Genomic DNA, 25,537 nt, shown 5'->3' on the forward strand with positions numbered 1-25,537 from the left:
TTTAATGGTGATGAAACCGGTTTCAATACAGCAAAAATGCGCGGGTTCGTCAACAGGCCGTTGGTCGGGCACGAAGTCAGGAAATGTTAAATCGCATTAAAAATATTGCATAGACCATTGATAGTTATAGATTTATAAATGTGGGACAGGGCTTACCCCGGAATCTGATTACGTTAGGGGATGGCACGGGCTTCGCCCGTGTTCGCGGGTAAACCCGCTCCTACGGGCGAGGGCGCAGAAAAACACGTCAGCGAAGCGACTTCACGTCACCGGCCGTGACGGCACTGCCTTGGTTACCCCAACTGCTGCGAATGAAATTCACCACCTCGGCAACCTCCTGGTCGCTCAGGCGCCAGCCGAAAGCCGGCATGGTGAAGTTCGACGGCGCAGTGTGCGTTGCCGGTACCGTGCCACCGGCGAGCACCACATGGATCAGCGACGTGGCATCCGCCGTCTGCACCACCGGGTTGCCGGCCAAGGCCGGGAACACGCGGGTGTAGCCCTGCCCGTCGGTGCGGTGGCAGGCCGCGCAGTTGTCGATGTACACCGCCGCCCCAGGCTTGCTGTCGTCACCCTTCCATAGCGCATCCGCGACCTGCTTGTCGTAGACATGCGGCTGGTCATCCGGATTGCTCGGCGGCAGGGTTTTCAGGTAACGGGCAATCGCGGTCAAGTCGGCATCACTCATGTGCTGCATGCTGTGCTCGACCACATCGCTCATGCCGCCGAACACGGCGCTGCGATCACTGCGCCCAGTCTTGAGAAACTGCACCAACTGCGCTTCGCTCCAACTGCCCAGGCCGTCCTTGTGATCGCCACGCAGGTTCTTGGCAACCCAGCCTTCCAGCGGCGCGCTGCCGGCCAGAAACTGCTCGCCATCAGCCGCGCTCAGGGCTTTTTCCTGCATGGTCAGTGCCCGCGGCGTATGACAAGCGCCACAATGCCCAAGGCCCTCGACCAGGTACGCACCGCGGCTCACAACAGGGTCGGCTGTCGCTGATGCCTGCCAGGGCTTGGCCTCTGGCGCGAACAGGCCGCGCCAGATTGCCAGCGGCCAGCGCATGCTCAGCGGCCAGGGAATGTCAGAGGCCTTGTTCGCCTGCTCGACAGGCTCCACGCCCTTCATGAAATAGGCGTAGAGCGCCTGCATGTCCTGCTCGCTGACCCGCGCATACGACGGGTATGGCATGGCCGGATAGAGCGTACTGCCGTCCTTGCCGATCCCCCTGCGCACGGCCTTGTCGAAGTCTTCGAAGCTGTACTGGCCAATGCCACTGGCCGCCGGGGTGATGTTGGTGGAGTACACCGTGCCAATCGGCGTTTCCATCGGCAACCCGCCGGCAAAGGGTTTTCCGCCTTTGGCGGTATGGCAGGCCACGCAGTCACCGGCGCGGGCCAGGTACTCGCCCAGGCGTACCTGCGCATCGTCATTCGCTACGGCCTGTGCAGCCGCACCGGCACCCAGCACCAGGGTGGCGATCAACAGTGTCTTCATGCTCATCGCTCCTCAAGCCTGGACCAACGGACCGGGGTTTTTCAGGTACTGCTCACGGATGGCGCGGGCCGACCAGTACGTGAGCGCGGCCACCAACCCGGTCGGGTTGTAACCCAGCCCCTGCGGGAACGCCGAAGCCCCCGGAACGAACACGTTGTGTACGTCCCAGCTTTGCAGGTAGCGGTTCAGTGCACTGGTCTTGGGGTCGGTGCCCATGATCGCCCCGCCGTTCAGGTGGGTGGTCTGGTAACGGGTGGTGTTGAAGTGGTCCTTGACCTGCTTGCCCAGCACGGCAATGGCCTTGGGGTTCATCGCCTGGGCGATCTTGCTCAGCTTGTCGACCATGAACTGGTTCATCTTGATGTCGTTTTCCTGCCAGTCGAACGTCATGCGCAGCAGCGGCTGACCGTAGGCATCGCGGTAGGTGGGGTCCAGGTCCAGGTAATTGCCACGGTAGGACTGATGGGCGCCGTGGGCGTCCATTGACACCTGGTGGGTGTAGTAATCGGCCGTGGCTTTCTTCCAGGCACTGCCCCAGACCGGCGTGCCCGGCGGGTTGGAGGTACCGGCAATCGGCCGGCTGCCGGCCTGGTTCACCCACATTGGCGAACCGCCGACGAAGCCGTGCGGGCCATGGTCGAAGTTGTCGGCGTTGAAATCGTCGATGGCAATGCCATTGCCACCCGCGCCGATGAAGTTGTTGGTGTAGGTGTCCTTGTCGAAGAACGCCTTGACTGTTCCCATGTTCTGATAGGCGAAGTTACGCCCGACCACACCCTCGTTCTTCACCGGATCATAAGGTTTGCCAATGCCGGAAAGCAGCATCAGACGCACGTTGTTGAACTGGAAAGCCGCCAGAATCACCAGCTCTGCCGGCTGCTCCACCTCGCGCCCCTGGGCATCGATGTAAGTCACGCCGGTGGCCTTGCGCTTGCGGTCGTCCAGGTTCACCCGCAGCGCATGGGCATTGGGCCGCAACTCGAAGTTGGGCACCTGACGCAGCGCCGGCAGGATGTTCACGTTGGGCGAGGCCTTGGAGTACATGTAGCACACGTAGCCACTGCAAAAACCGCAGAAGTTGCACGGCCCCATCTGCGCCCCGTAGGGGTTGGTGTATGGCCCTGAGGTGTTGGCTGACGGCAGGTTGTAAGGTTTGTAGCCGAGGTTGGTGGCAGCCTTTTCAAACAGCCTTGCCGATACAACGTTCTTCTGCGCGGGCAGCGGGAACGGGTTGGAACGGTCCGGCGCATAGGGGTTGCCGCCCTTCCCTTCACCGACCACCTGGCCTTTGACGGTCCAGGCCTGGCCTGAAGTGCCAAAGACCTTTTCGGCAAAGTCGAAATAGGGCTCCAGCTCTTCGTAACTGACCCCGAAGTCCTGGATGGTCATGCCTTCGGGAATGAACGTACGCCCGTAGCGCTCTTCATAGTGGCTGCGCAGGCGCAGCTCGACGGGGTCGACCCGGAAGTGCACACCCGACCAGTGCAGGCCCGCGCCCCCCACGCCCTTGCCCGGCAGGAATGCGCCCAGCTGGCGATTGGGCAATGCCACATCATGCACGCTATGACGGACAGTGACGGTTTCTTTCGATACATCGACGAACAGCTTCTTGCGCACGCTGTAGGTCAGCTCATCGATCACCTGCGGGTAGCTGCCTTCGGGGTAGGTATCCTGCATCGGCCCCCGCTCCAGGGCTACCACGTGCAGCCCGGCCTCGGTCAGCTCCTTGGCCATGATCGCACCGGCCCAGCCGAAGCCGACGATCACCGCATCCACTTTGTTCAACACCGTCGCCATGCCTCAGGCCCTCTCGCCGCGAATCGATACAGCCGGGAACGGGTAAGGCTCGTTGCGCTCGACCCAGTCCATGAAGTCGGCGCGGGCGCCGGGGAAGCCGATCTGGGTCCAGCCGACCATGCCTTTATTGCCGCCATGAATCGGGTCGCAGAAGAACCCTTCGCGCGTGTTTTGCACCAGCAGGCTGAAGAACACCTTGGCCGGAACGGTTTCGAAAACCAGCTCTCCTGCCTCCAACTTGCTGATAATACGGTCCTGGGTAGCGCTATCTTGCGCAGCAAAAACCTGTCCGCCATTGGCCTTGCACCAGCCATCCACGGCAGCGATGCCCAGGCGGTAGATTTGTTGCGGGCTGAGCTGCAACTGGTAGCCCAGCTCGGGCGGGGCGTCGGCGTTGAACGGCCCTTGCATGTACCACTGTGCGCCAGTCGCGTAGGGGGTGTTCATTTGCCTGTCGATAAATTCGGCGGCGCCCGCTTCGAGTGCCCCTGGGCCAAGCTCATCGGCCGGGATGATGCGGGAAACGGCAGCTTGTAAAAAAGCCCATTCTTCGGCGCTGAAGAATGTCGGTTGATAATTGCCCGCAGGCGGCGTAGCCGGCACTTTCGGTTGCTGATGCGGTTGCGGGGCCGCAAGCAGTTGGCTGGCGCCCACGCCAAGCCCTGTACTGGCCACTGTAACGACAGGGATCAGAGTCAAGGTCTTGCGCAGAAAATCCCTGCGCGGGTTGTCTGGGGCATGCTCAGGCATTGCGAATCCTCATCGGCTTTGGGGTGGCCTTGATAAGCGCCATCTGATTTTCAATTGAGAGGTGATCTTGATAGGCCATCAAGAAGACAGCCGAATAATCTAGCGCGTTCAGAAAGGTTTTGAAACCGGTTTCATTCTTACCTTCCCACCCGGCTTAACCTCCAAGGACGCGGTTCCAGATTGCAAGAATAACCGGCCGCGCCTACTGCCTGATCCTGACTGCATTCAGAACTCGACCTTGCGCCGCAAATCGGGTTGAAATTACCGCCCCCCAATCCCCCAACCTTGGGGGAACGCAGCCCACCGCCAGCCGCTCGCAAAATCCCCAGCTGAGAGGTTCGAACCCTTGCCCCACAAGGCCTGCAACGCAGACCTCAGATATTGGCACAGCTCTTGCCGATCTCCTCCCAGACGCCCCAAGTCCATGGGCCCGTTTGCAGGAGGAATTGACTCATGCACCGACCGATACCCCACCCGCTGGCAGTGGCGATTTTCGCCGGCATTCTCCAGCTTCCCGCGCAGGCCGCCTTGAATGCTGTCGATCCAGGCGCTTACGTTCCTGCCAACGGCGGCTTCCCCGCCTGGTACCAGGACAGCCACGGTCGAACCCTCGACCTGTGCCTGACCAAGGCCGTCAGCTCCCGGGTCGCCGGCGCGCCTGACGCACCCTCATACATGTGCACGCTGCTGCCCACGCCTGGTGTGTTCGACGATACCCAACCCATCGTCTTCCCCACCAACTTCCCTGACGAAGCGTTCTGGTTCACTGCCGACGCTGCAATCGTCGACGCCGCCCGTGGCATCGACCTCAGCTACGGCACGGCGATCGAAGCGGCATTCGCCGCCGAGGAACCTGTCGAGGGTGACCAGGTCAGCTTTGCCCGAGTCCGTATTCGGGTCGACGTCCCCACCGCGGGCACCTACGTGGTCACCCACCCCTATGGCGTTGAAGTGTTCGATGTACCCGCTGCAGGACGCCGGGCGATCAACATGACCCGCGACATCGGCATCGCCGGCGCAGGCGACTTCACCGGCGCACTCAAGGGCGATGTCGGGCCGTTCCTGCGCAGTGTCAACGGCCCCTACACCGAAGGCAACGAGCGCTTCATCGGCGACCCGAACCTGGAAGAGCAGGTCACCGGCAGCCCATTCAACACCAATTACGTACGCATCGAAGGCCCTGGTGGCATCGACCTGCGCACCGAGCTGTTCGCTGTCTCCGGCAAGCTTTCCGAAGTGGCCCTGCCAACCCCGCTGATGCCACAACGCAGCACTTACTCAAGGCATACCGAGAACGGCGACCTGATCGCCCAGCAAGACATATTCGTGTTGGCCCCGCCGCCACCGGCAAGCGTCACCCTGACCAGCCAAACGCCCAACCTTGGCCTCACCGAGGCCAACGGCACCGGCGCCTGGTACGCACAGTCAGCCCTCAACCCGGCGGCCGGAACCATCGTGACACTGTCCGCTGACAACAGCGTGGCGGTCCCCACCAGCAGCCTGACCACCAGCAACATGCCACTGACCGACCTGGTCACCATCACACAGGCCCAGTACCGCTTGTCCACCGGCGAGCTGACCTTGGTGGCCAACACGAGTGACGAAACCACCCCTCCAGTACTTACCGCACATACCGGCAACGGCACGTTGATCGGCAACCTGGGCGGTACCGGCGCCGTGAAGACGTTGAGCATGACCTTCTCGCCCATTCCGCCGGCCAAGGTGCAGGTCACCAGCGCCAACGGTGGCAGCGACACCGAAGACGTGGTGCTGGTGCCATGAACAGACAAAGGCTCAGCCTTCAAGGAGGCAGCATGAACACTTGGTCGCGCCGTGCGCTGTTGGCCGCCGGTTTCTCTCTTACCGTTACCAGCGCCGCATTCGCCGCGCTGTCTGATGTCGACCCGGGGCCCTACACCTTCGCCACAGGTGGCTATCCGATGTGGTACAAGGACAGCCTCGACCAATCCCTGGAGCTGTGCCAGTCACGTGCCACCAGCACCCGTGCGCCAGGCGCGCCAGGGGCGCCGGCCTACATGTGCACCTTGTTGCCCGAGCCCGGTGTCTATGACGATGCCCTGCCGCTGGTATTTCCAGATAACTGGCCACCGGAGATGTTCTGGTTCCTGGCCGAAACCTCGATACCACAAGTAGGTAACAGCGGTTATGAGCTGGAGGTCTACGTTGCCGGTTTAGAGGCAGCCTTCGCTGCTGAAAACCCGGTAGACGGTGATCAGCAAAGTTTCGCGCGCATCCGTATCCGTGCTTCGGTCCCACGCACCGGCACCTACACCATCACGCACCCTTACGGGGTGGAGACGGTCAACGTCACCACGGCAGGACGTCGTGCGATCAACATCACGCGGGACATAGGCATTGGCGCTCCGGGCAACTTCCAGGGGGCGCTGGAGGGTGCGATCGGCCCTTGGCTGAAGGGGGTTGGCGGGCCGTATACAGAGGTCAATCCTGACACTGGCACCACCGAAACCTACATCGGCGACCCCAATATCACCGAAGCGGTAACCGGTAGCCCCTTCAATACCAACTTCGTGCGCATCGAAGGGCCCGCTGGCACCATTCAGACCAACACGTTCACAGTGTCTGGCAAGGTGCTGGACCAGCGAGCACAAACCCCGGTCACCCTGGAACGCGCCACGTACTCGCGCAACGGCAGCGGCACCCGCGTGGAAGTGTTCGCCAAGGCCCCGAATGAGGCCAGCCTGTGTATGCGCAATGGCCTGGCACTGATCGGCACGCCGCCTTCGCCGTGTCAGTTCACCCTGACTTCGGACAACAACGGTTTGTTCTTCAGCCAGCAGTTCAACCAGTCGGTGCCGCCAGCGGTGGTGGTTGTCACCGCCAGCAATGCAGTCGGCGGCACCCAGCCGACTGCACTCTCGAGCAAGCTCAGCGACGTGGTCAAAGTCAGCACCGCACGCTATGACTGGGCCAACAAACGTCTGTTGATCGAGGCCAGCTCCAGTGATGAAGTCGTGGTCCCCGACCTGCTCGCCCAAGGCTACGGCCGCATGTCGAAATCGGGCACGCTGCAAAGCATCACGGTCAACGACCTGGCTCAACCGCCCGCCACCGTCACGGTCAAGTCTGCCCATGGCGGTAGCGATGTGGAGCCGGTGATCGTGGTCGGCAACGCCCCGGTCGAGGCCGCCAACCAGCCACCGCTGGCCCAGGCCGATGTCGGCAACACCAGTGTCGGTGTCCCGATCACACTCAACCTGCTACTGAACGACAGCGACCCGGATGGCGACGTGCCGCTGACCATCAGCGACCTGACCCAACCCGGGACCGGCCTTGGCGGCGTCGTGATGAACGGCACCACCTCGGTGACCTACACGCCGCCGAGCGGGGCCACACAACCGCTGGTAGCCACCTTCAGCTACCGGGCGATGGATGCCAAGGGCCTGAAGTCGGAACCGGCCACGGTCACCATCAACGTCGCGCCTAACCAGGCACCGACTGCCAACCCGGAGACCGTCGCCACCCTGGGCGTGCCATTGACCATCAACGTACTGGCCAACGACACCGACCCGGAAGGCAACGTACCGCTGAGCGTGGCCAACATCACCCAGCCAGCCGCCGGCCGCGGCACGGTCAGCACCGACGGCACGACCGTAACCTATACCCCACCGGCCACTGTAACCACAGCCTTCACCACCACCTTCACCTACCAGGCACGTGACTCGCTGGGGGGGCTGTCCACCCCCGGTACGGTCACCGTCAACGTGTCGCCTCGGCCTGCCGCTGAAACCTTCGCTGTCACGACAGCCACAGTAACGGCGCGCTCCAACAACCGTTACAACTGGGACATCAGTGGCACCTCGTCGGTGACTACCGGCAATACCGTGACCGTGCAGGTAACCACTACTACCGGTGTCCAGACCTTGGGTACGGCCACGGTAGCGCTGACCGGCCGCTGGCGCCTGGTGGTAGGCAATAGCACCACGATCATCCCGACTGCGGCACCGACGGCGACGATCACCACCGGCCAAGGCACCACGCGCACCGTCAACGTCATCGTGCAGTAAAAGCCGGAGGCTTCGATGAAACGGCTGTACTCCCTGTTGCTCTGCCTGGCCCTGGCGGGCCAGGCCTGCTGGGCAGAGGACCTGATGGACAATGCCGACCTCGCACCCGGCAACGACCTCGGTGAACCAGTGATCATCCGCCTGCTGCCGGCCGGTGCCGGCCAGGCTGCGGTGATCGAGCAACAAGGGTCAGGCAACCGCGCCGCCCTCGACCAGAACGGTCAGGCTCTGCTGGGCCGTATCGTCCAGTCTGGCGGTGCTCAGGAAGCGTACATCTTGCAGGAAGGCAGTGACCTGATGGCCATCATCAGCCAACAGGGAAATGGCAACAGCGCGTCGATTCGCCAGAGCGGCAGCAGCAACAGCGCCGCCATCGAGCAGATCGGCAACGACAACAGCGCCAGCATCGTGCAGTCCGGCTCGGGGCTCAACAGCTCCGTTACCCAGGCTGGCAATGGCCAGCATGTTCAGATCACCCAATACCGATAGACCTGGAGGCACCACCATGTACAAGCTCGCTCCGCTCAGTGCCGCTATCGTCCTGGCCCTCGCAGGTCAGGCCATGGCTGCTGACAGCACCTCGTCCCAGACCCAGGACGGCAAGGAAAACATCGCCGAAGTCTTTCAGGCTCAGGCCCCCTTCGCCTCGGCCACCCAGCACCAGACTGGCAAGGGCCACAACCACCTCGCCGTGCAGGCCGAAAGCACCAGCGATATTCAGCAGAGCGCCACCGGCCAGTACAACGCCGGCTACGCTGAGCAACTGTTCGAGAACGGCAGCCAGATCACCCAACAGGCCGCAGGCAGTTACAACGATGCCTTCGCCAGCCAGTCGATAGGGGCGAACAACGAATCGCTGCAAACCCAGCAAGGCGTCGGCAATAGATCCACCGTGTGGCAGGACAGCCAGGAAGGCAGCAAAGCCACCAGCTGGCAATCCGGCCAGCGCAATGAGGCGTTCATCGAGCAGACCTTCGGTGGCAGCAACAATCGCAGCACCGTCAACCAGACCGGCCAGGACAACTATGGCACCACCGAGCACCTGAACCATGTCGATGGCGATATCCAGATCTACCAGGATGGCCACGACAACTGGGCCTATGGCGACCAGCGTGACGGCACCGGTGGCACCATTGCCATTGGTCAATACGGGGGTGGCAACTCGGTGGAAGTGTGGCAGGACACACAGGTGGGTAGCCAGGCCTCCGTGGTCCAGACCGGCCAGCTGAACGAAGGCTATATCGACCAGAGCTTCGGCGTCAGCAACAAGGTCAGCCTATCGCAGCAAGGCAATGCCAACGCCAGTTGGTCGGACCAGTTCGAGACCAACAATTCAACCACCAGCATCACCCAGACCGGCAACAACAACCTGCATTTCACCTATCAGAATGGTGAAAACCTCAACCTCACCATCAACACCCAAGGCAATGGCAACAGCATCACCGCCAGTAACTGGAAAGGCGCCAAGATGGGTGGCCAGTTCGGTACCAACCAGAACGCCACCATCAACCAGACCGGCAATGGCAACGGCGTAAACCTGACCCAGAAGGGCGCTGACCAGCTGGCCACGCTGACCCAGACAGGTAAAGGCAACCAGATGTCGACCAAGCAGGATGACGTCAGCAACGAGCTGTACTTCGAACAGAACGGCACTGACAACATTCTGATCGCCGACCAGCGTGGTACCGACAACTATGCCTACGGCAGCAGCCAGGGCACCGGCAATACCATCACCCTCGACCAGTCCGGCTATAGCAACCAGAGCTACACCAACCAACTTTACGGAAGCGGCAACGAAGCCACCATCAAACAGACTGACAACATCAACGTCGCCTACGTGACCCAGGGAGGCCAGGGCAACATGGCGTTCGTCGACCAGAGCGGTGTCGCCCAATCCGCCACCATCACCCAGCTGGGCAGCGCGAACCTGGCCACTGTGACCCAGCAGTAAACCGCTCCCCCTTGAACCGCGGTGCTCCTCTCCCTGGTGCCGCGGTTCCTTTTTCTGTTGCCCCTCCCTCTGCAGTCTTTCGATCCGGTCGGCATGTGCAAGCCCTTGGAGTGTATCTGTCGGGGTACAATGGCAAACCGATCAAAGATGTGCAGCAGCATGATCCAGTCCGACCTCGACCTGTTCGGCCCCCAGCCGCAACGCCTGGCCAGCCATACCGTGCTGCTGCCCGGCTTCGCCCTGGCCGAAACCGAGGCGCTGCTCGATGCCCTGCGCCCGGTGCTACGTGCCGCGCCGTTCCGGCACATGTACACCCCAGGAGGGCTGCGCATGGCGGTAGGGCTGACCAACTGCGGTACGTTGGGGTGGGTGAGTGATCAACACGGCTACCGATACAGCCCCAGCGACCCACTCAGTGGCCAGCCCTGGCCTGCCCTGCCCCCGGTCCTGCTCGCCTTGGCCGCCCACGCGGCAGCCATAGCCGGGTTTGACGGTTTCGAGCCGGATGCCTGCCTGGTCAACCATTACCTGCCAGGCACACGCCTGAGCCTCCACCAGGACCGCGACGAGCAGGATTTCGGCCAACCGATCGTGTCGGTGTCGCTGGGTTTACCGGCGGTGTTCCTGTTTGGCGGCCTGCAGCGTGCCGACAAGGCTCAGCGCATTGCACTGAGCCACGGCGATGTGCTGGTCTGGGGCGGCGAAGACCGCTTGCGCTTCCACGGCGTGCTACCGATCAAGCCCGGTGTTCATCCGCGCCTGGGCGAACGGCGGATCAACCTGACCTTGCGTAAGGCAGGTGCCTGAACAGGGTCACTCCTCTGCCGCCCAGTGCAGAACAAGATGAACCCACATGAAACACATTGAACATCTTGGCCAGGCAAGCTTCGAATGATAAGCCGCCTACTTCTGTCTGGAGCCTGCCATGCCAAACCCGCCTGGTTCTTCGAGCCGTTGCACCGGAGCCATGTACCGATGAAGATGCCTGGCCGCGCCCCCAATGCCTCGCTGCAGCTCGACTACGTACGCGACACCCTGTTCGGCCCCGTGGCGCAAAGTGTGGAATGCCAATGCCAGCTCGCCGCCCTCAACCTGCAAGGCCGCCCAGGGCTGCGCTTGCACATTTGCCCCCCACTGCCCGACAAGATCGACCGCGCTCACAGTGTGGCCTTTGTCTGGGATGGGCAGAGTTACCATGGCGTGGTCCGCGACAAGGGTAAATGCGGCGACGGTGGCCTGAACCTGCTGCTGGAACTGCAATAAGCCGATCAGCGGCAGCTGCGGCCGCACTTAAGGCTGCCAGGGCTGATACCTGCGCATTGCTAGTCAGCGGCTAGAATGCATGAACCCGGCCAGCCTGGGCTGACCGGGGCACGACAGGTGCGCTCAGGCAATCGCCTTGAGCGGCGCCGGGTGGCTGTCACGCAGCGCATGCAGCTGCTCCACCAGGTTGACCAGATCACGACAACTGTTGAGATTTTGCAGGGCGACCCCGCTGAGGGTCACGCCTTGATCGAGATCCTGGCCCTGGCCCAGGCGGATGGTCAGGTTGGCGCCGTCCGGGCAGCTGACCTCACAGCGATCTGGCAAGCAGGCCTGTTCGATCATTTGCCGCATCTCTAGTATCGAAACGCCTATCAACGACATGGTACGACCCTCTCTGTGGGATGGCCTGTTGTTTGGAAGTACGCCTTTGTCGGGCGGGGCGCCAATTGATATTGCGCATGCTCGGGCAGCAGTCCATGCGCCCGGGCAATGAGCTTGCGGGGAATCCTCTAGCACCTTAGTGGAAGATTCCCTGCGTGGGCCGAGCGTTCGAATGCATTAGCAGACTTGACGACGAGTGGTCTTGGACAGCAAGGCCACCCAATCAACAGGATCAGTGCGCGGCACCTCCCCTCTCATTCTGCATCTGCCCAAACCGCCCGGCATGGAAATCATCGAACGATTCGGCAATCTCCGCCTGGCTGTTCATCACGAACGGACCGTAGCCGACGATCGGCTCATCGATTGGCTCACCGCTGAGCAGCAGCACACTGGCGCCTTCCAGCGCCTCGACCGCTACGTCTACACCCTCCCGGTCGAGCAGCACCAGGCTGGACGGACCTGCTTCGCGTTCGCTGTTGATTCGAACGTTTCCACGCAACACCACCAGCGCCGCAGTGCGACCGGCAGCAACCGGCAACTGCAAGACAGCGCCGGCGTTGAGCCGCAGATCCCACACATCCATCGCGGTGAAGGTCCGAGCCGGCCCCTGGTGCCCATGATAGTCACCGGCAATTACCCGCAAGCTCCCGGCATCACCGTCCAGCGCTAGCACCGGAATGTCGCCGGCCAGCAGCGTCTGGTAGCCGGCCGCTGCACGCTTGTCCCGCGCCGGCAGGTTCACCCACAGCTGGACCATTTCCAGTGTGCCACCACTGCGGGCGAAGCCGGGGGAATGAAACTCCTCATGGAGGATGCCGTTGGCAGCCGTCATCCACTGCACGTCACCTGGGCCGATCAAGCCGCCAGCCCCGGTAGAGTCACGGTGCTCCAGCTCACCCTGGTAGACGATGGTCACCGTCTCGAAGCCGCGATGCGGATGCTGGCCTACACCGCGTCGTGCCTGGGTTGGGGCGAAATCATGCGGCCCGGCGTAGTCCAGCAGCAGGAATGGGCTGATCCGGCTGGCCAGGTTGTCGTAGGTGAACAGGCTGCGCACCGGGAAACCATCCCCCACCCAATGGGCGTGAGGGCTGTGGTGGATACCCAGAATCTTTTTCATGAGAAGGCTCCTCTCTTGGTTGAGATAACCTTATCAATGATGCCAATCAAGCGGTAGACGGCTGAAATGACATGCATCGTCCCACCTGCAGAACAGTCAGCCCTGCAAGAAACCGAGCACCTGCTCGGCCGCCATGGCCGGGTCTTCCTGCATGAAACAGTGCCCACCGGGCACTTGCAGTGCGGTCACATTGCGGTTTAGCAGCGCCAGGCGATTCACCGAGTGTGGCACAAAGGGATAGGTGTCCTCGCCATACAACACCCGTGTCGGCGTCCTGATTGCTGTCAGGCTGGCCCACATGCGTTTAGGGAACGAGCTGAAGATTTCCACTTCACGGCTGGGCCGGCACTTGAGCACCACGGCCTCGCCACAATCCCCGATGGCATGCTCGACATAGGCCTGCAGCGCCGTATGGGTCCAGCCTTTGAAGATGCCACGCCCTTGCAGCGAGGCCAACGCTGACTCGCGATCGGGCCAGTGGCTGCGACGACTGGCAGCCTTGCGGGCCAGGGCGTGGCGCTGATGCAGGCCGACCAAGGCTGCTGCCCCCATCACGCCGATCATGCGTCGGCTGAACAACACCGGGTCGAGCAGCACGGCGCGTGCAAACAGTTGCGGTTCACTGCTCAGGATCAGCCCTGTGAGCACGCCACCAAAGCTGTGCCCTGCGGCAAACCGCTGTACGTCGCCATACTCGCCACGTCCGCCCTGAAAGGCCTCCACCGCCAAGGCGGCGGTGCGGTTCCAGCCGCGAAACACCCCGCCATGGTCACTGTCGCCATGGCCTTGAACGTCGCAGAGCCACAAGTCGAAATACTTGCCCAGGTGCATCAACAGCGGTTGGTAGGTCAGGCAACAGAAGCCATTGCCATGCAGGAAGTGCAGCAGCGGTTTGCCACTGGCCGGGGTTCGCCAGCCACGCAGGGTGAAACCTTCGGCGCATTCGTGGGACCAGGGAATCAACTGCATCGGCTTACTGTACTCTCGGGGTCAGGAAAACGCTGATTCTACAAACAGCAGCGGGTACAGTGAAATCACCAGCAACAGGGCCATCACGACATTGAACAGCATCAGCCAGCGCGAATGCTGCAACAGGTTGCGCAGGGCGCTGCCGAACATCACCCATACCCCCACGCTCGGCAGGTTGACCAAAGCGAACAAGGCCGCAATGACGATCACGTTGGTTACATAGCCTTGCGCGGGCGTGTAGGTGGTAATCGCCCCCACCGCCATCACCCAGGCCTTGGGGTTGACCCACTGGAACGCCGCTGCTCCCCAGAAGCCCAGCGGTTTGCGGGCACTGGACGAGGCCGTGCCGACCGGCCCGGAAGTGGCGATCTTCCAGGCCAGGTACAGCAGGTAGGCGGCGCCAGTGTAGCGCAGCACCGTATACAGTGGTGGCCAGGCCTTGAATACCTCACCCAGCCCCAGGCCGACGGCCAGCACCATCATCATGAAACCAAAGCTGATACCCAAGGCATGAGGGACCGAGCGGCGCACGCCGAAGTTCACCCCCGAGGCCAGCAACATGGTGTTGTTGGGGCCAGGCGTGATGGAAGACACGAAGGCAAACAGCACAAAGGCGGTCAGCAGGTCGGCAGAGGCAAGCATGGCGGGCATTCCACTTTCTTTATAGGTGCTGTCACACTACCGGAGTCGCTTTCCCCTGCGACCGGTACAGTTTGATTAAATTATGCAGATACACATCACTGTATCGCCAATCCGGACCAAGGAAGCTGTCACCATGAGCCTCACCATTCGCCCTGCCGTGCGTACCGATGCCGCGCAGATCCTCACCTTCGTCACCGAACTGGCCGAGTACGAACGCGCCCGCCACGAGGTGGTCGCTACCCTTGCCGACATCGAGCACAGCCTGTTCGACGAAGGCAGCACCGTGCGCACCCTGATGTGCGAGCGTGATGGTCGTGCAATCGGCTTTGCCGTGTACTTCTACAGCTACTCGACCTGGCTCGGGCGCAATGGCATCTATCTGGAAGACCTGTACGTGACCCCCGAACAACGCGGCGATGGCGCCGGCCGGCAGTTGTTGCAGCACATTGCCCGCGAAGCGGTGGCGAACAACTGCGGGCGCCTGGAATGGAGCGTGCTGGACTGGAACGAGCCAGCGATCGGCTTCTACCAGAAGCTAGGAGCCGAAGCACAGGATGAGTGGGTGCGCTACCGGCTGGATGGCGACAAGCTGGCGGCATTCGCCCGCGGGTGATCGCCCGGCGCCTGCACTTCTGCCTGCTGGACGAACACCGCAGGCGCGAGGCGGTGGTACCTGCTGTTCGACAGCCTCGCGCTCTGTATGACATTGACGCCAAGCCCGCCCCATGCTCTCCTTATGCCTCGCGTTCAGGTGCCCCTCAGGGGGTGAAACGGGAAACCGGTGCGTCCCAGGCCCTTCAGCAGGGCCGGACAATGCCGGTGCTGCCCCCGCAACGGTAAGCGAGTGAAGCGTCTGTACCACTGTGCCTTGTAGTACGGCATGGGAAGGTGACGCGTTCCAGGAGCCCAGCTCTTCCTCGCAAGCCCGGAGACCGGCCTGACGTTCATGAACACCCCGCGGTGGGCGGGCGCTGTTGCATTCCCTTGGGCGGCCACGCCCGGGGCTGCCGCGCTCGCCCATTGCCCACAAAAAAGCAGAGGACCGCGTCATGCCCGTCACCAGCGCCAAACAACACAGCCTTGCGACCCCCGTTACCCTCAGCCAGCGTGTAACCATCGCCATCGGTGCCAGCTTGCTGGGCCTGTGCCTGGTGTACTTTGCCGGTTTCTCGCACATCGAGGCCGTGCACAACGCCGCCCACGACACCCGCCACAGCGCCGCCTTCCCTTGCCACTGAGTACGTCTGATGATCACGCGCATTGCCCGTACTGCGGGCTTCAGCGGGCTTCTTGCAGCCCTGTTGCTGACCTTGCTGCAAAGCTTCTGGGTTGCCCCGCTGATTCTTGAGGCGGAAACCTACGAGTCCTCGGCCCCGGCCGCACACCACGAACACGGTAGCGAAGTGGTCGCTCATGAACACAGCGCCGAAGCCTGGTCGCCGGAAGACGGCTGGCAACGCGTGCTGTCCACCACAGGCGGCAATCTGGTGGTCGCGGTCGGCTTCGCCCTGATCCTCGCCGCCCTGTACAGCCTTCGCGAGCCCAAACGCACCGCCACTGGCGCATTGTGGGGGTTGGCTGGCTTCGCCGTGTTCTGCCTGGCCCCAACCCTGGGCTTGCCACCAGAACTACCAGGTACTGCAGCCGCCGATCTGGGGCAACGCCAGACCTGGTGGGTCGGTACAGCCAGTGCCACAGCGCTGGGCCTGGCCTTGCTGGTGTTCGCTCGCCACTGGCTGCTGAAGGCACTGGGCGCCGTGCTGCTGGTCATTCCTCATGTGATCGGTGCACCGCAACCTGAGGTGCACGAAAGCCTCGCCCCCGAAGCACTGGAAACCCAGTTCAAAGTAGCCTCCTGGCTGACCAACGCCGCCTTCTGGCTGGCCTTGGGCCTGCTCAGCGCCTGGCTGTTCCGCCGTTCCAGCCAGGCTTGATGCCTGCCTTCTACGCCGGTTTTGGCTGCCGCCGGGGTTGCCCGGCGGATACCTTGCAACGCTTGCTGTGCCAGGCACTGGACAACCAGGGCCTGGCGTTGGCCGACCTGCGCGGCATCGCAAGCATCAGCCTGAAGGCCGACGAACCGGGTTTGCAACAACTGGCAGAGCACCTCGGCTTGCCCTTGGTGCTGTACCATGGCGCGCAACTGCAACCCTATGAACCACTGCTCAGCCACCGTTCCGCCGCTGCCCACCAACACAGTGGCTGCTGGGGCGTCGCCGAGAGCGCGGCACTGGCCCTGGCCAGCCAGCGGCAGGGTACGGCCAGGTTGCTGCTGACGCGCCAGGTACTGGGCCCGGCGACGCTCGCCCTGGCCTGCTGAGCGTTTCGTACCCTCTTTCTTGCCAGGACTTAGCATGACCATCTACTTTATCGGTGCCGGCCCCGGCGACCCGGAACTGATCACGGTCAAGGGCCAACGGCTGATTCGTCAGTGCCCGGTGATCATTTATGCCGGTTCACTGGTACCCGCCGCCGTGCTCGAAGGCCACCAGGCCGAAACCGTGATCAACAGCGCCGAACTGCATCTGGAGCAGATCATCGCCGCCATGCGCAGCGCGCACGAACAAGGGCAGGATGTGGCGCGGGTGCACAGCGGCGACCCCAGCCTTTACGGTGCCATCGGTGAGCAGATCCGCCACCTGCAGGCGCTGGGCATCGATTACCAGATCATCCCCGGCGTTACCGCCACGGCAGCGAGCGCCGCCCTGCTCGGCTGTGAGCTGACCTTGCCTCAAGTGGCGCAGACGGTGATCCTCACCCGCTATGGCGACAGCTCGCCCATGCCGCCTGGTGAGCAGTTGGATGACCTGGCGCGCCATGGCAGCACCCTGGCAATCCATCTGGGGGTCAAGCACCTGTCGCGCATTGTCGATGAGTTGGTGCCGCACTACGGCGCGAGCTGCCCGGTTGCGGTGGTGCATCGGGCCACCTGGCCAGACCAGGACTGGGTGCGCGGCAACCTCGGTGATATTGTCGAACGCGTAGCGGCCAAGGATTTCCGCCGCACGGCGCTGATCCTGGTAGGCCACGTACTGGGGGATACGCCGTTCGCCGAGTCGGCCTTGTACCGAGCCGGGCATGCCCACCTGTACCGTCCTGGCGACTGAGCATTGCCAGCCCTGCCTCGGGCATAGCAGACTCCGGGTTCCCGCCTGCGAACAGGAGCCATGCCCATGCTGGAGTTACGCCCCAACTGCGAGTGCTGTGATGCCGACCTGCCGGGTGACAGCCCCGACGCCCTGATCTGCTCCTTCGAATGCACGTTCTGCCGTGCCTGTGCCGAAACCCGCTTCCAAGGCCGCTGCCCGAATTGTACCGGGCAGTTGGTGGCCCGCCCGACGCGGGTCGGGCAGGCATTGACCAACAACCCTGCCTCCACACTGCGTATACACAAACCGCACGCTGCCTGCGCCTGAATAACTGCAAAGAACCGGCATCACCGCTGTTTCAGGGTGATGCCTTTCCTGTTTCTTGTAGGATTTCTCAACAATAAGTAATAGGGATTTCAACACTTCTATACTCGGCATTACCAAACCTCGGGAATGGTCGTATCGTGCAGCGCTTCCGATAACCCCACTTGCAGACGTATTCCTGAGTGTTCCAGGAAGCGGACCACATCCCTACAGGAGTTTTCCCCATGACAACCGTGCTGATCGTCGACGACCACCCTATTGTCCGGCTGTCCCTGCGCCTACTGCTCGAGCGCGAGCGCTTCCATGTCGTCGGCGAGGTCGGCAATGGCAGTGAAGTGGCTCAGGTAGCCCGTGAACTGCGCCCGGACGTGGTCATTCTCGACATCGGCCTGCCTGGCCTGGACGGTATGGAAGTCATCAAGCGATTGCAGAGCCTGGAGCCGGCACCGAAGATCATGGTGCTGACCGGCCAGGCCACCGATCTGTATGTGCGCCGCTGCCTGGATGCCGGGATAGGCGCCTTCGTCACCAAGGAAGAGGACCACGAGGCACTGCTGTTCGCTCTCAAGGCCCTGATCAAGGGTTATTCGACCTTTCCGCAAATGTCGGTCAACAGCAACTCGCTGGAGAGCGAGCCAGTGCGCCTGGCCAGTCTCTCCAACCGGGAAATGGAAGTGCTGCGGCGCCTCGCGCGCGGCGAGAACAACAAGAACATCGGCACTTGCATGAACCTCAGCGCCAAGACCATCAGCACCTACCGGGGCCGTATCATGGAAAAGCTCAAGACCGAGTCGCTGGTGGAAATGGTCGACCTGGCCAAGCGTAACAACGTCTATTGAGCGCTCGGCTGCCATGAAACAGTTGCTGGCGAGCGTCCTTCTGGCTATTGCTCTGGCCAAGTCCCCGGTGCTGCAGGCCAGCAGCGAGCCACGCCATCTGCTGGCGCGCTCAATCAGCGCCTCTGCCCCGCTGACGTTGTCCAGCGATGATCGCCACTGGCTGAAACAGCGCCAACACCTGGTACTGGGCAGTGCGCGCCCCGACTACCCCCCGTTTGAAATCAATGTGAGTCAGCATGACTATGAGGGGTTAAGCGCAGACTACGCCGGCATCATCGGCGAACAGCTTGACATACCTATTGAAGTTCGCCGCTTTAACAGCCGTCACGAGGCCATCACTGCCTTGCGTGATGGCCGTATTGACCTGCTGGGTAGCTCCAACGCCTTCGAAGCGGCGGACGCCCAGCTTAGCCTCAGCACCCCTTATGCCGACGACCTGCCCGTAATCGTCACCCGTGAGGGGCACAGCTTGAAAAGTACGCCCGACCTCGCCGGCCTGCGCCTGGCGATGGTCGATCACTACCTGCCGGCCGTCAGCGTTCGTACCCAGTACCCCAAGGCGCAACTGAGCCTGTACCGCTCGACCCTGGCCGGGCTCGCTGCCGTGGTGCTGGGCGAGGCAGACGCCTATCTGGGCGATGCCATCAGCACCGACTACATGATCGGCAAAAGTTTTCAGGGCACGTTGAAAATCGACCATTTTTCCCAACTGGCCCCAGAGGCTTTTGCCTTCGCCATCGCCAGCGACAACCCGCGCTTGCATCGGCTGGTGGACAAGGCGCTGTCACGCATAAGCGAAAGTGAACGTCTGAACATTCTGCGCCGTTGGAGCAGTGGTAATACCAGCCTGCTGCTGCAGCGCCACCTCACTGCCTTGAGCGAAGAAGAAGAATCCTGGATCACCGACCACCCCACTATCAGTGTACTGGTCAATACCTCGCTGGCACCTCTGACGTTCAACGATGCTCAACACCGCCCTAGCGGTATCACCCTGGACCTGCTCAAGCAGATCTCATTGCGCACGGGGCTGCAGTTCAAACCCGTCGAGAGTGCTTCATCGCAGGTCATGATCGACCGCCTGTTACACGGCGAGGCACAGATGATCGGGGCGCTGGGCTATGGCGCCGACCGTTTGAAGCAACTGCGCTACACCCGCCCCTACCTGGTCAGCCCGCGCGTGCTTGTCACCCGCAACGAAGGCGAATCATCTGCACAGTCCAAGGCCCTGGATGGCAAGCGCATCGCCTTGGTGCGCGGCTCACCGCAGCAGGCCGTTTTGCAACAGCGATACCCGCAGGCCGAGATAGTCGAAGTTGACAACCCACTCGGTCAGATGGAGGCCGTGGCCAACGGTGTTGCAGACGTAGCCCTGAGCAGCCATATCAATGCTACCTATTACATCAGCCATGTATTCAAGGAACGTTTGCGCATCGCCGGCGTGCTCGACGACGCCCCGGCCATTGCCGCCTTTGCCGTAGCCGCCGACCAGCCCCAGTTGCAGGCCATTCTCGACAAGGCGCTGCTAAGCATTCCACCTGAAGAACTCGACCAGCTGATCAACCGCTGGCGTACCAGCACACTGGTGAGCGACAGCCCATGGCGCGACTACCGCACCCTGGCCTTGCAGGTACTGGTGCTGTCGGCCCTGCTGCTGGCCGGGGTGGTGTTCTGGAACAGCTACCTACGCAAGCTGATCAACCAGCGAACCGAGGCACAGCACGCGCTGCAGGCACAGCTTGCGCTCAGTCGCGGGCTGCTGGAGCAGTTACGCCAGGCCAAGGAGGATGCCGAACAGGCCAGCCAGACCAAAAGCACCTTCCTGGCCACCATGAGCCATGAGATCCGGACCCCGATGAATGCCGTGATCGGTCTGCTGGAACTGGCCCTGGAAGATAGCCGCAGCGGCCGCAGCGACGCCCAGACCCTACAGACCGCCCATGATTCAGCCATTGGCCTGCTTGAGCTGATTGGCGATATTCTCGACATTTCCCGCATCGAGTCCGGGCACATCAGCCTACAGCCTGTGCCTACCAACTTGGTCGAACTGGTGCGCGCCACGCTGCGGGTGTTCGAAGGCAATGCCCGGGCCAAAGGGTTGCATCTGCACGGCGAGCTGCCTGCGGAGCCGGTATGGGTGCTGGCCGATCCACTGCGACTCAAGCAAATTCTGTCCAACCTGATCAGCAACGCCATCAAGTTCACCGACCGTGGTGAAGTGCAGGCATGCCTGCTGCTGCCCAAAGTTGCCGGCCAGGGCGTTCTGGCTATCGAGCTGAATGTGCGCGACACCGGCATCGGCATCAGCCCCGCCGACCAGGCGAGGCTGTTCAGTGCCTTCGTTCAGGCCGATGGCCCAAGGGCACGTCAGGGCGCAGGCCTGGGGTTGGTCATCAGCCGCACCCTGGCCGAACTGATGGGCGGCTCCTTGACCCTTCAGAGCGTCGAGGGCGTTGGCACCCGGGTACAAGTCAACCTGCAGTTGCCCGTCTGCGCAGCACCGACACAAGCGGAAGAGCAACTCACGACACATGAAACCAGCAGCGGCCCGCTCAATATCCTGGTGGTCGACGACTACCCGGCCAACCTGTTATTGCTGGAAAGGCAACTGCAAACCCTGGGGCACCATGTGACACTGGCGGAGAATGGCGAAATCGCCCTTGCGCGCTGGCAGGACGCGCGCTTCGACCTGGTGATCACTGATTGCAGCATGCCGGTCATGGACGGACATGAGCTCACCCGGCGCATTCGCAGCCTGGAGTGCGAGGGCGGCCTGCCGGCAGGCCGTATTCTTGGGGTGACCGCCAACGCCCAGGCCGAGGAGCGTACTCGCTGCCTGGCCAGTGGTATGGACGAATGCCTGTTCAAGCCGATTGGCCTGCGCACGCTCAAGGCCCATCTGCCACAGGTACGCCCTCAGCAGCCGTCACCGGGCCCCTGCCATAGTGGGTTCGACCTGGCCGAATTGCGCCACCTGACCCAAGACGACGAACAGTTGACGCGGCATTTGCTGGAGCAATTGTCGATCAGCGTCGGTGAAGACCTGGCCGCCCTGCGCGCCTTGGCAACAGACGCCCCTGATGACGCAGTGCGTGCCTTGGCCCACCGCATCAAGGGTGGCGCCAAAATGATCAGGGTGCGCACCGTGGTCAAAGACTGTGAAGCTATCGAACACGCCCACGCGAAAGGACTGCCGACCGCCGAACAACGCGCGCAATTGCAAGTCAGCCTGCAGGCACTGCTCGACGAGATGCGCGAGGCGCTCAATGCAATTGCAGCGTCGAGCTGATCTGGCTGATGGCATCCACGACGTGCCGTGAGCCTTGCTGGATTTCCATGATCACCGTGCCCGCCTCATTGGCCAGCGCCACGCCGTGACCGGTGCGGTTGAGGCTCGATTGCATACTGGCCACTGCCAATAGCGACAGGTCGTGGTTCTGCCGCACCACATCGACAATTTCCAGGGTGGCCTTGCTGGTTCGCGCGGCAAGGTTGCGCACCTCATCGGCCACCACGGCAAAGCCGCGCCCGTGCTCGCCGGCACGCGCTGCCTCGATGGCTGCATTAAGGGCCAACAGGTTGGTCTGGTCGGCGATGCCACGGATGGTCAGCACAATCTGCCCGATCACATCCGACTGCTTGTTTACCGCATCGATGCTGCGCGCTGCGTCGTTAAGCTCCTGGGAAATCTGCTCGATTACCTGTACTGCCTGCTGCACCACTTCGGTACCCTTGCGCGCGCAGGCATCGGTCTGCACCGAACTGGCATGGGCAGCGTGGGCGGCGCTTTGCTGGGTGCAGACCTGCTGGGTGATGTCGCTGGCAAACTTGACCACTTTGCACAGGCGGCCCTTGCTGTCGAAAATCGGGTTGTAGGAGGCCTCCAGGAAAACGGTCTGGCCTTGCTTGTTGACGCGTTCGAAGCGGTGTGAATGGTACTCGCCACGGTTCAGAGAAGCCCAGAACTCGCGGTACTGGGCCGATTCGCGTTCATGCGCCAGGCAGAACAGCCCGTGGTGGCGGCCAACCACTTCATCGAGGCGGTAGCCCATGGTGTCGAGAAAATTCTGGTTGGCCTTGATCACCCGGCCTTGCGGGGTGAACTCGATCACCGCCATGGAGCGGCTGATGGCCTTGAGCAGGCTTTCGCTCTCGTGCTCCAGCATTACCCGCTGGGTGATGTCCGATGCCACCTTGATTACGCTGGTGACTTGCCGGTGCTCGTCCAGCACAGGCATGTAGCTGGCTTCCAGCCAGACCTCGCGCCCTGCCTTGTCGATGCGCTCGAACGTACCACTGATTGCCTTGCCCTGCCCCAACTCGCGCCACAGTTGCTGGTACTCGGCGCTTTTTGCATAGTCCGGCTCACAGAACAGCCGGTGGTGCTTGCCACGCAGCTCGTCGGCGCTGTAGCCCATGGCCTGGCAGAAACGCTCGTTAGCGTCGAGGATAGTACCGTCGGGGGCGAACTCGATCATCGCCATGGCACGGCTGATAGCAGCCAGTTTGCTTTGCGCATCGGCCAACGCCTGGCGGCTGCGCTGGATTTCTGCCAAATCAGACTTGCGATGGAAATCGAACATGACACGGGGCTCCCTATGCGCGGTTTTCTGAGCATAGATCGCCGTTTGCAAGTCGTGGCATTTGTGGCGCCTGATAGATCCAGCGCCGTTCGCGCGGCGCATCGCGAACAAGCTCGCTCTTACACCTACAGCGCCTGTCTTTAGGCAGGCCGGTTTCCTTGCGATCACTTGCAAGGCGAAAAATCCGCAGCGCCCGGGGAGCTCACCTTCCGGACTCCAGCATTAAGGGCGATGGTGTCTGCGTCTTTTTAAGCGGACGCGATCACCCTTGAGGCGTCAGTGATCATCGAGTTACCCATGGCCGAGCAAATGATCACGGTGAAATGGCCAGCCTCAGATCCCGAAGGCTGCTCGGTGCAGGCGGTGTGATCAGCATGCTGTAAACGCCGGCCATTTGGCCGCTCTACATGTCGTCGTCCAGTACCTGCTCTGGAACAATCGGCGGCATGACTTCCTTGCCCAACCTCGACCAGATGACCCCGGAACAGCTTCGTGCCTAGGTAGCACAGGCGTTGCAGTTGCAGTCTCAGGTCGAGGCGATGAGCAAGAAGATTCAGGCAGTTGCCGCGTAACCTAATTCGTCACGACCCTGAAAACACCCTGTGCGCCTGTGGCTACCGACTTCAACGCATTGGTGAAGACGTCAGCAAGAAGCTGGACTACACGCCGGGCGTATTTACCGTCGAGCAACATAAGCGTGGTAAGTAGGCCCGCCGTCAGTGCGAAACCCTAATTCATTCGCCAGTGCCAACGCAGGTCATCGACAAAGGTATCCCGACCTAGAAACTTGCGATGGGCATGATCCGTATGCCTATCTCAAAGATGTGCTGACGCGGCTGCCGACGCAGCGGGCCAGTATGATCGGGCAACTGCTGCCTCACCAGTGGAGGCTGGCCTGATTCATCTATGCCTGCCCCATTGAAATTAGTTCATGGAACTACATCCAAACGCGAGCCTCGCCACTTGGCCAGCAGCCACCCTCCTTGGTTTTTGAAGTCAGCATCGAGGAGTACTAGGGATTGAATTCGATTTAATAGGAAGTGCCTGAAGTCCCTGCGAGATTCACACCATGCAGCTAGGATTTCCATATCTTCAAAATATCCAATTCCCAGCGGCCAAACGGTACGCTCCGTCTCTACGGATTTTTCACTCACATAGACTAAGCGAATTTTCGTCTCCAGCCGTATGGCATCGCGTAAGCACTTGGCGTCAAATCCATATGCACCACGAGATTGAGAGGATGCAGCGAATAATGGCGTCTTGAACAATCTACCAGCAACAGCTGATGGTAGTACCGCTTCTGCCTTTGACAATACGTCGAGCGCTGCTTGAGCCAACGACGCGTCAGGTTGCTGTGCTACCCAACGCATGCCAAGCATCAGTGCATCAAGCTCTTGCTCATTGAACATAAGAGGTGGGAGAACGAATCCTGGACGGAGTATGTAGCCGATACCAGCCTCACCCCGAATGTCGGCGCCTTGAGCCTGCAATGTAGCAATATCGCGATACACAGTGCGCAGACTTACTGACATCTCCTCCGCAAGCCTCTGTCCAGTCACTGGATGACGGCGCGCGCGCAGAATTTGTACGAGAGAAAGAAGTCGTTGAGTACGGGTCATGCGTCAATGCTGACATTTTTTGTCAGCAGAGTCGAATAGCATCTGAGCCTCAATGTTCGAGGATATTTCATGGCAAGCCCAAACCTATTCCTGTTGTACGTAAAAGACCCTCAGAAAAGCTGTGACTTTTATGAAAAGTTGCTTGAACGGAAGCCGCAGTCGGCATTCCCCAGTTATGTTTCGTTCTTGCTTGATAATGGTACGGCCTTGGGCCTCTGGTCGACCAATGCCAAGGATTACAAAAGCGGAGGTAGCGGTCATCGTACCGAGGTTGCCTTTCTGGTTGAGACGGAAACGCAGGTAGAAGATCTTCATCAAAAATGGACGGCTGAAGGCGTCCACATTGAGCAGGCGCTTCACCACGCAGTGTTTGGTCTGACATTCGTGGCACTCGATCCGGATGGCCATCGACTACGAGTGTGCATGCCTGATTGACTTGATTCTTGGCATGGATTCGAAAAATGTCCATGCCTCGCATTCCTTCAGTCATGCCAAAGCACGCGAAACTGACTCACGTGTACGCTATGCGTCAGGTTCCGCTCTGCTGAGTGTTCGCCGGACGCTTACCAAAATCCATCCGTTAGCGCCCCCGTAGGAGCGGGTTCACCCGCGAACACCGGCACAGCCGGTGCCATGCCCCGCGTCGCCGGCTTCGCGGGTAAACCCGCT

At 61.5% G+C, this 25,537-nt stretch carries 24 protein-coding genes, 3 pseudogenes and 1 riboswitch; of the genes and pseudogenes, 17 read left to right on the forward strand and 10 right to left on the reverse strand.

The window, feature by feature from the left end:
* Window positions 1-247: 247 nt before the first annotated feature.
* Genes ACYCCG_RS13590 through ACYCCG_RS13600 form a run of 3 tightly spaced genes read right to left on the reverse strand, consistent with a single transcriptional unit; the run spans window position 248 to window position 4,042 of the window.
* Window positions 248-1,495, reverse strand: a complete 1,248-nt coding sequence (locus ACYCCG_RS13590; protein ID WP_339443974.1) for a cytochrome c — start codon at window positions 1,493-1,495, stop codon at window positions 248-250.
* A 12-nt stretch (window positions 1,496-1,507) separates the two neighbouring features.
* A complete protein-coding gene (locus ACYCCG_RS13595) occupies window positions 1,508-3,292 on the reverse strand; it encodes a GMC family oxidoreductase (RefSeq protein ID WP_459670769.1) in 1,785 nt (594 codons plus the stop codon).
* Between the two features lie 3 nt (window positions 3,293-3,295).
* Window positions 3,296-4,042 carry a gluconate 2-dehydrogenase subunit 3 family protein gene (locus ACYCCG_RS13600; RefSeq protein WP_459670770.1) on the reverse strand — a complete coding sequence of 249 codons (747 nt, stop codon included), beginning with the start codon at window positions 4,040-4,042 and terminating at the stop codon, window positions 3,296-3,298.
* Window positions 4,043-4,495: 453 nt separating this feature from the next.
* Here ACYCCG_RS13600 and ACYCCG_RS13605 point away from each other — a divergent pair, with 453 nt between their 5' ends.
* From ACYCCG_RS13605 to ACYCCG_RS13630, 6 genes are all read left to right on the forward strand, one after another.
* On the forward strand, window positions 4,496-5,824 hold the full coding sequence (locus tag ACYCCG_RS13605; protein ID WP_209965638.1) for a hypothetical protein: 1,329 nt from the start codon (window positions 4,496-4,498) through the stop codon (window positions 5,822-5,824).
* A gap of 32 nt (window positions 5,825-5,856) precedes the next feature.
* Window positions 5,857-8,088: an Ig-like domain-containing protein gene (locus ACYCCG_RS13610; protein ID WP_459670773.1), complete on the forward strand. Its 2,232-nt coding sequence runs from the start codon at window positions 5,857-5,859 to the stop codon at window positions 8,086-8,088.
* 15 nt (window positions 8,089-8,103) lie between these two features.
* On the forward strand, window positions 8,104-8,577 hold the full coding sequence (locus ACYCCG_RS13615) for a curlin (RefSeq protein ID WP_176683451.1): 474 nt from the start codon (window positions 8,104-8,106) through the stop codon (window positions 8,575-8,577).
* A 16-nt stretch (window positions 8,578-8,593) separates the two neighbouring features.
* Window positions 8,594-10,039, forward strand: coding sequence for a curlin (locus ACYCCG_RS13620; protein ID WP_176683450.1), 1,446 nt, complete (start codon window positions 8,594-8,596; stop codon window positions 10,037-10,039).
* Between the two features lie 159 nt (window positions 10,040-10,198).
* Entirely contained in the window at window positions 10,199-10,846 is a 648-nt protein-coding gene (gene alkB, locus ACYCCG_RS13625) for a DNA oxidative demethylase AlkB (protein ID WP_209965633.1), read from the forward strand.
* 168 nt (window positions 10,847-11,014) lie between these two features.
* A complete protein-coding gene (locus tag ACYCCG_RS13630; protein WP_176683473.1) occupies window positions 11,015-11,302 on the forward strand; it encodes a hypothetical protein in 288 nt (95 codons plus the stop codon).
* Between the two features lie 123 nt (window positions 11,303-11,425).
* Here ACYCCG_RS13630 and ACYCCG_RS13635 read toward each other — a convergent pair whose 3' ends face one another.
* From ACYCCG_RS13635 to ACYCCG_RS13650, 4 genes are all read right to left on the reverse strand, one after another.
* Entirely contained in the window at window positions 11,426-11,686 is a 261-nt protein-coding gene (locus ACYCCG_RS13635; protein WP_176683448.1) for a DUF1652 domain-containing protein, read from the reverse strand.
* Between the two features lie 232 nt (window positions 11,687-11,918).
* Window positions 11,919-12,806 (reverse strand): pirin family protein, encoded by an 888-nt coding sequence (locus tag ACYCCG_RS13640; protein WP_339533489.1) that lies wholly within the window; start codon window positions 12,804-12,806, stop codon window positions 11,919-11,921.
* Between the two features lie 96 nt (window positions 12,807-12,902).
* On the reverse strand, window positions 12,903-13,775 hold the full coding sequence (locus tag ACYCCG_RS13645; protein WP_459670776.1) for an alpha/beta fold hydrolase: 873 nt from the start codon (window positions 13,773-13,775) through the stop codon (window positions 12,903-12,905).
* A 21-nt stretch (window positions 13,776-13,796) separates the two neighbouring features.
* Window positions 13,797-14,426: a LysE family translocator gene (locus tag ACYCCG_RS13650; RefSeq protein WP_176683445.1), complete on the reverse strand. Its 630-nt coding sequence runs from the start codon at window positions 14,424-14,426 to the stop codon at window positions 13,797-13,799.
* Between the two features lie 124 nt (window positions 14,427-14,550).
* Here ACYCCG_RS13650 and ACYCCG_RS13655 point away from each other — a divergent pair, with 124 nt between their 5' ends.
* The 8 genes from ACYCCG_RS13655 to ACYCCG_RS13690 all read left to right on the forward strand — a co-directional run bounded on the left by ACYCCG_RS13655 (window position 14,551) and on the right by ACYCCG_RS13690 (window position 21,955).
* Window positions 14,551-15,030 carry a GNAT family N-acetyltransferase gene (locus tag ACYCCG_RS13655; RefSeq protein WP_339533491.1) on the forward strand — a complete coding sequence of 160 codons (480 nt, stop codon included), beginning with the start codon at window positions 14,551-14,553 and terminating at the stop codon, window positions 15,028-15,030.
* A gap of 119 nt (window positions 15,031-15,149) precedes the next feature.
* A riboswitch (cobalamin riboswitch) is annotated at window positions 15,150-15,372 on the forward strand.
* Between the two features lie 94 nt (window positions 15,373-15,466).
* Window positions 15,467-15,655, forward strand: a complete 189-nt coding sequence (locus ACYCCG_RS13660) for a CbtB domain-containing protein (RefSeq protein ID WP_176683443.1) — start codon at window positions 15,467-15,469, stop codon at window positions 15,653-15,655.
* Window positions 15,656-15,664: 9 nt separating this feature from the next.
* Window positions 15,665-16,351 (forward strand): CbtA family protein, encoded by a 687-nt coding sequence (locus ACYCCG_RS13665; protein WP_339443968.1) that lies wholly within the window; start codon window positions 15,665-15,667, stop codon window positions 16,349-16,351.
* Window positions 16,351-16,737, forward strand: a complete 387-nt coding sequence (locus ACYCCG_RS13670; RefSeq protein ID WP_176683441.1) for a cobalamin biosynthesis protein — start codon at window positions 16,351-16,353, stop codon at window positions 16,735-16,737. The genes ACYCCG_RS13665 and ACYCCG_RS13670 overlap by 1 nt, the downstream gene beginning before the upstream one ends.
* Window positions 16,738-16,771: 34 nt before the next feature.
* Window positions 16,772-17,524, forward strand: coding sequence for a precorrin-4 C(11)-methyltransferase (gene cobM / locus ACYCCG_RS13675; protein ID WP_176683440.1), 753 nt, complete (start codon window positions 16,772-16,774; stop codon window positions 17,522-17,524).
* 66 nt (window positions 17,525-17,590) lie between these two features.
* Window positions 17,591-17,833, forward strand: a complete 243-nt coding sequence (locus ACYCCG_RS13680; protein WP_176683439.1) for a DUF1272 domain-containing protein — start codon at window positions 17,591-17,593, stop codon at window positions 17,831-17,833.
* Window positions 17,834-18,054: 221 nt separating this feature from the next.
* Window positions 18,055-18,669: a response regulator transcription factor gene (locus ACYCCG_RS13685; RefSeq protein ID WP_176683438.1), complete on the forward strand. Its 615-nt coding sequence runs from the start codon at window positions 18,055-18,057 to the stop codon at window positions 18,667-18,669.
* 13 nt (window positions 18,670-18,682) lie between these two features.
* Window positions 18,683-21,955, forward strand: coding sequence for a transporter substrate-binding domain-containing protein (locus tag ACYCCG_RS13690; protein WP_459670781.1), 3,273 nt, complete (start codon window positions 18,683-18,685; stop codon window positions 21,953-21,955).
* Here ACYCCG_RS13690 and ACYCCG_RS13695 read toward each other — a convergent pair.
* Window positions 21,930-22,424 (reverse strand): methyl-accepting chemotaxis protein, encoded by a 495-nt coding sequence (locus tag ACYCCG_RS13695; protein ID WP_373604740.1) that lies wholly within the window; start codon window positions 22,422-22,424, stop codon window positions 21,930-21,932. The genes ACYCCG_RS13690 and ACYCCG_RS13695 overlap by 26 nt on opposite strands.
* 42 nt (window positions 22,425-22,466) lie before the next feature.
* Window positions 22,467-23,351: pseudogene (locus ACYCCG_RS13700) on the reverse strand (PAS domain-containing protein); the annotation flags it as partial.
* 344 nt (window positions 23,352-23,695) lie between these two features.
* On the opposite strand from ACYCCG_RS13700, the pseudogene ACYCCG_RS13705 reads away from it, so the two are divergent.
* Both ACYCCG_RS13705 and ACYCCG_RS13710 read left to right on the forward strand, forming a co-directional pair.
* Window positions 23,696-24,029, forward strand: a pseudogene (locus ACYCCG_RS13705) (IS66 family transposase zinc-finger binding domain-containing protein); the annotation flags it as partial.
* A gap of 20 nt (window positions 24,030-24,049) precedes the next feature.
* Window positions 24,050-24,148 (forward strand): annotated as a pseudogene (locus tag ACYCCG_RS13710) (transposase domain-containing protein); the annotation flags it as partial.
* A 30-nt stretch (window positions 24,149-24,178) separates the two neighbouring features.
* Here ACYCCG_RS13710 and ACYCCG_RS13715 read toward each other — a convergent pair.
* Window positions 24,179-24,868, reverse strand: coding sequence for a helix-turn-helix transcriptional regulator (locus ACYCCG_RS13715; RefSeq protein WP_209965614.1), 690 nt, complete (start codon window positions 24,866-24,868; stop codon window positions 24,179-24,181).
* Window positions 24,869-24,937: 69 nt separating this feature from the next.
* On the opposite strand from ACYCCG_RS13715, the gene ACYCCG_RS13720 reads away from it, so the two are divergent.
* The gene (locus ACYCCG_RS13720) at window positions 24,938-25,303 is read left to right on the forward strand and encodes a VOC family protein (protein ID WP_209965612.1); all 366 of its coding nucleotides are present in this window, start codon (window positions 24,938-24,940) and stop codon (window positions 25,301-25,303) included.
* Window positions 25,304-25,537 lie beyond the last annotated feature (234 nt).

The organism is Pseudomonas sp. VEM90, from assembly GCF_054611535.1.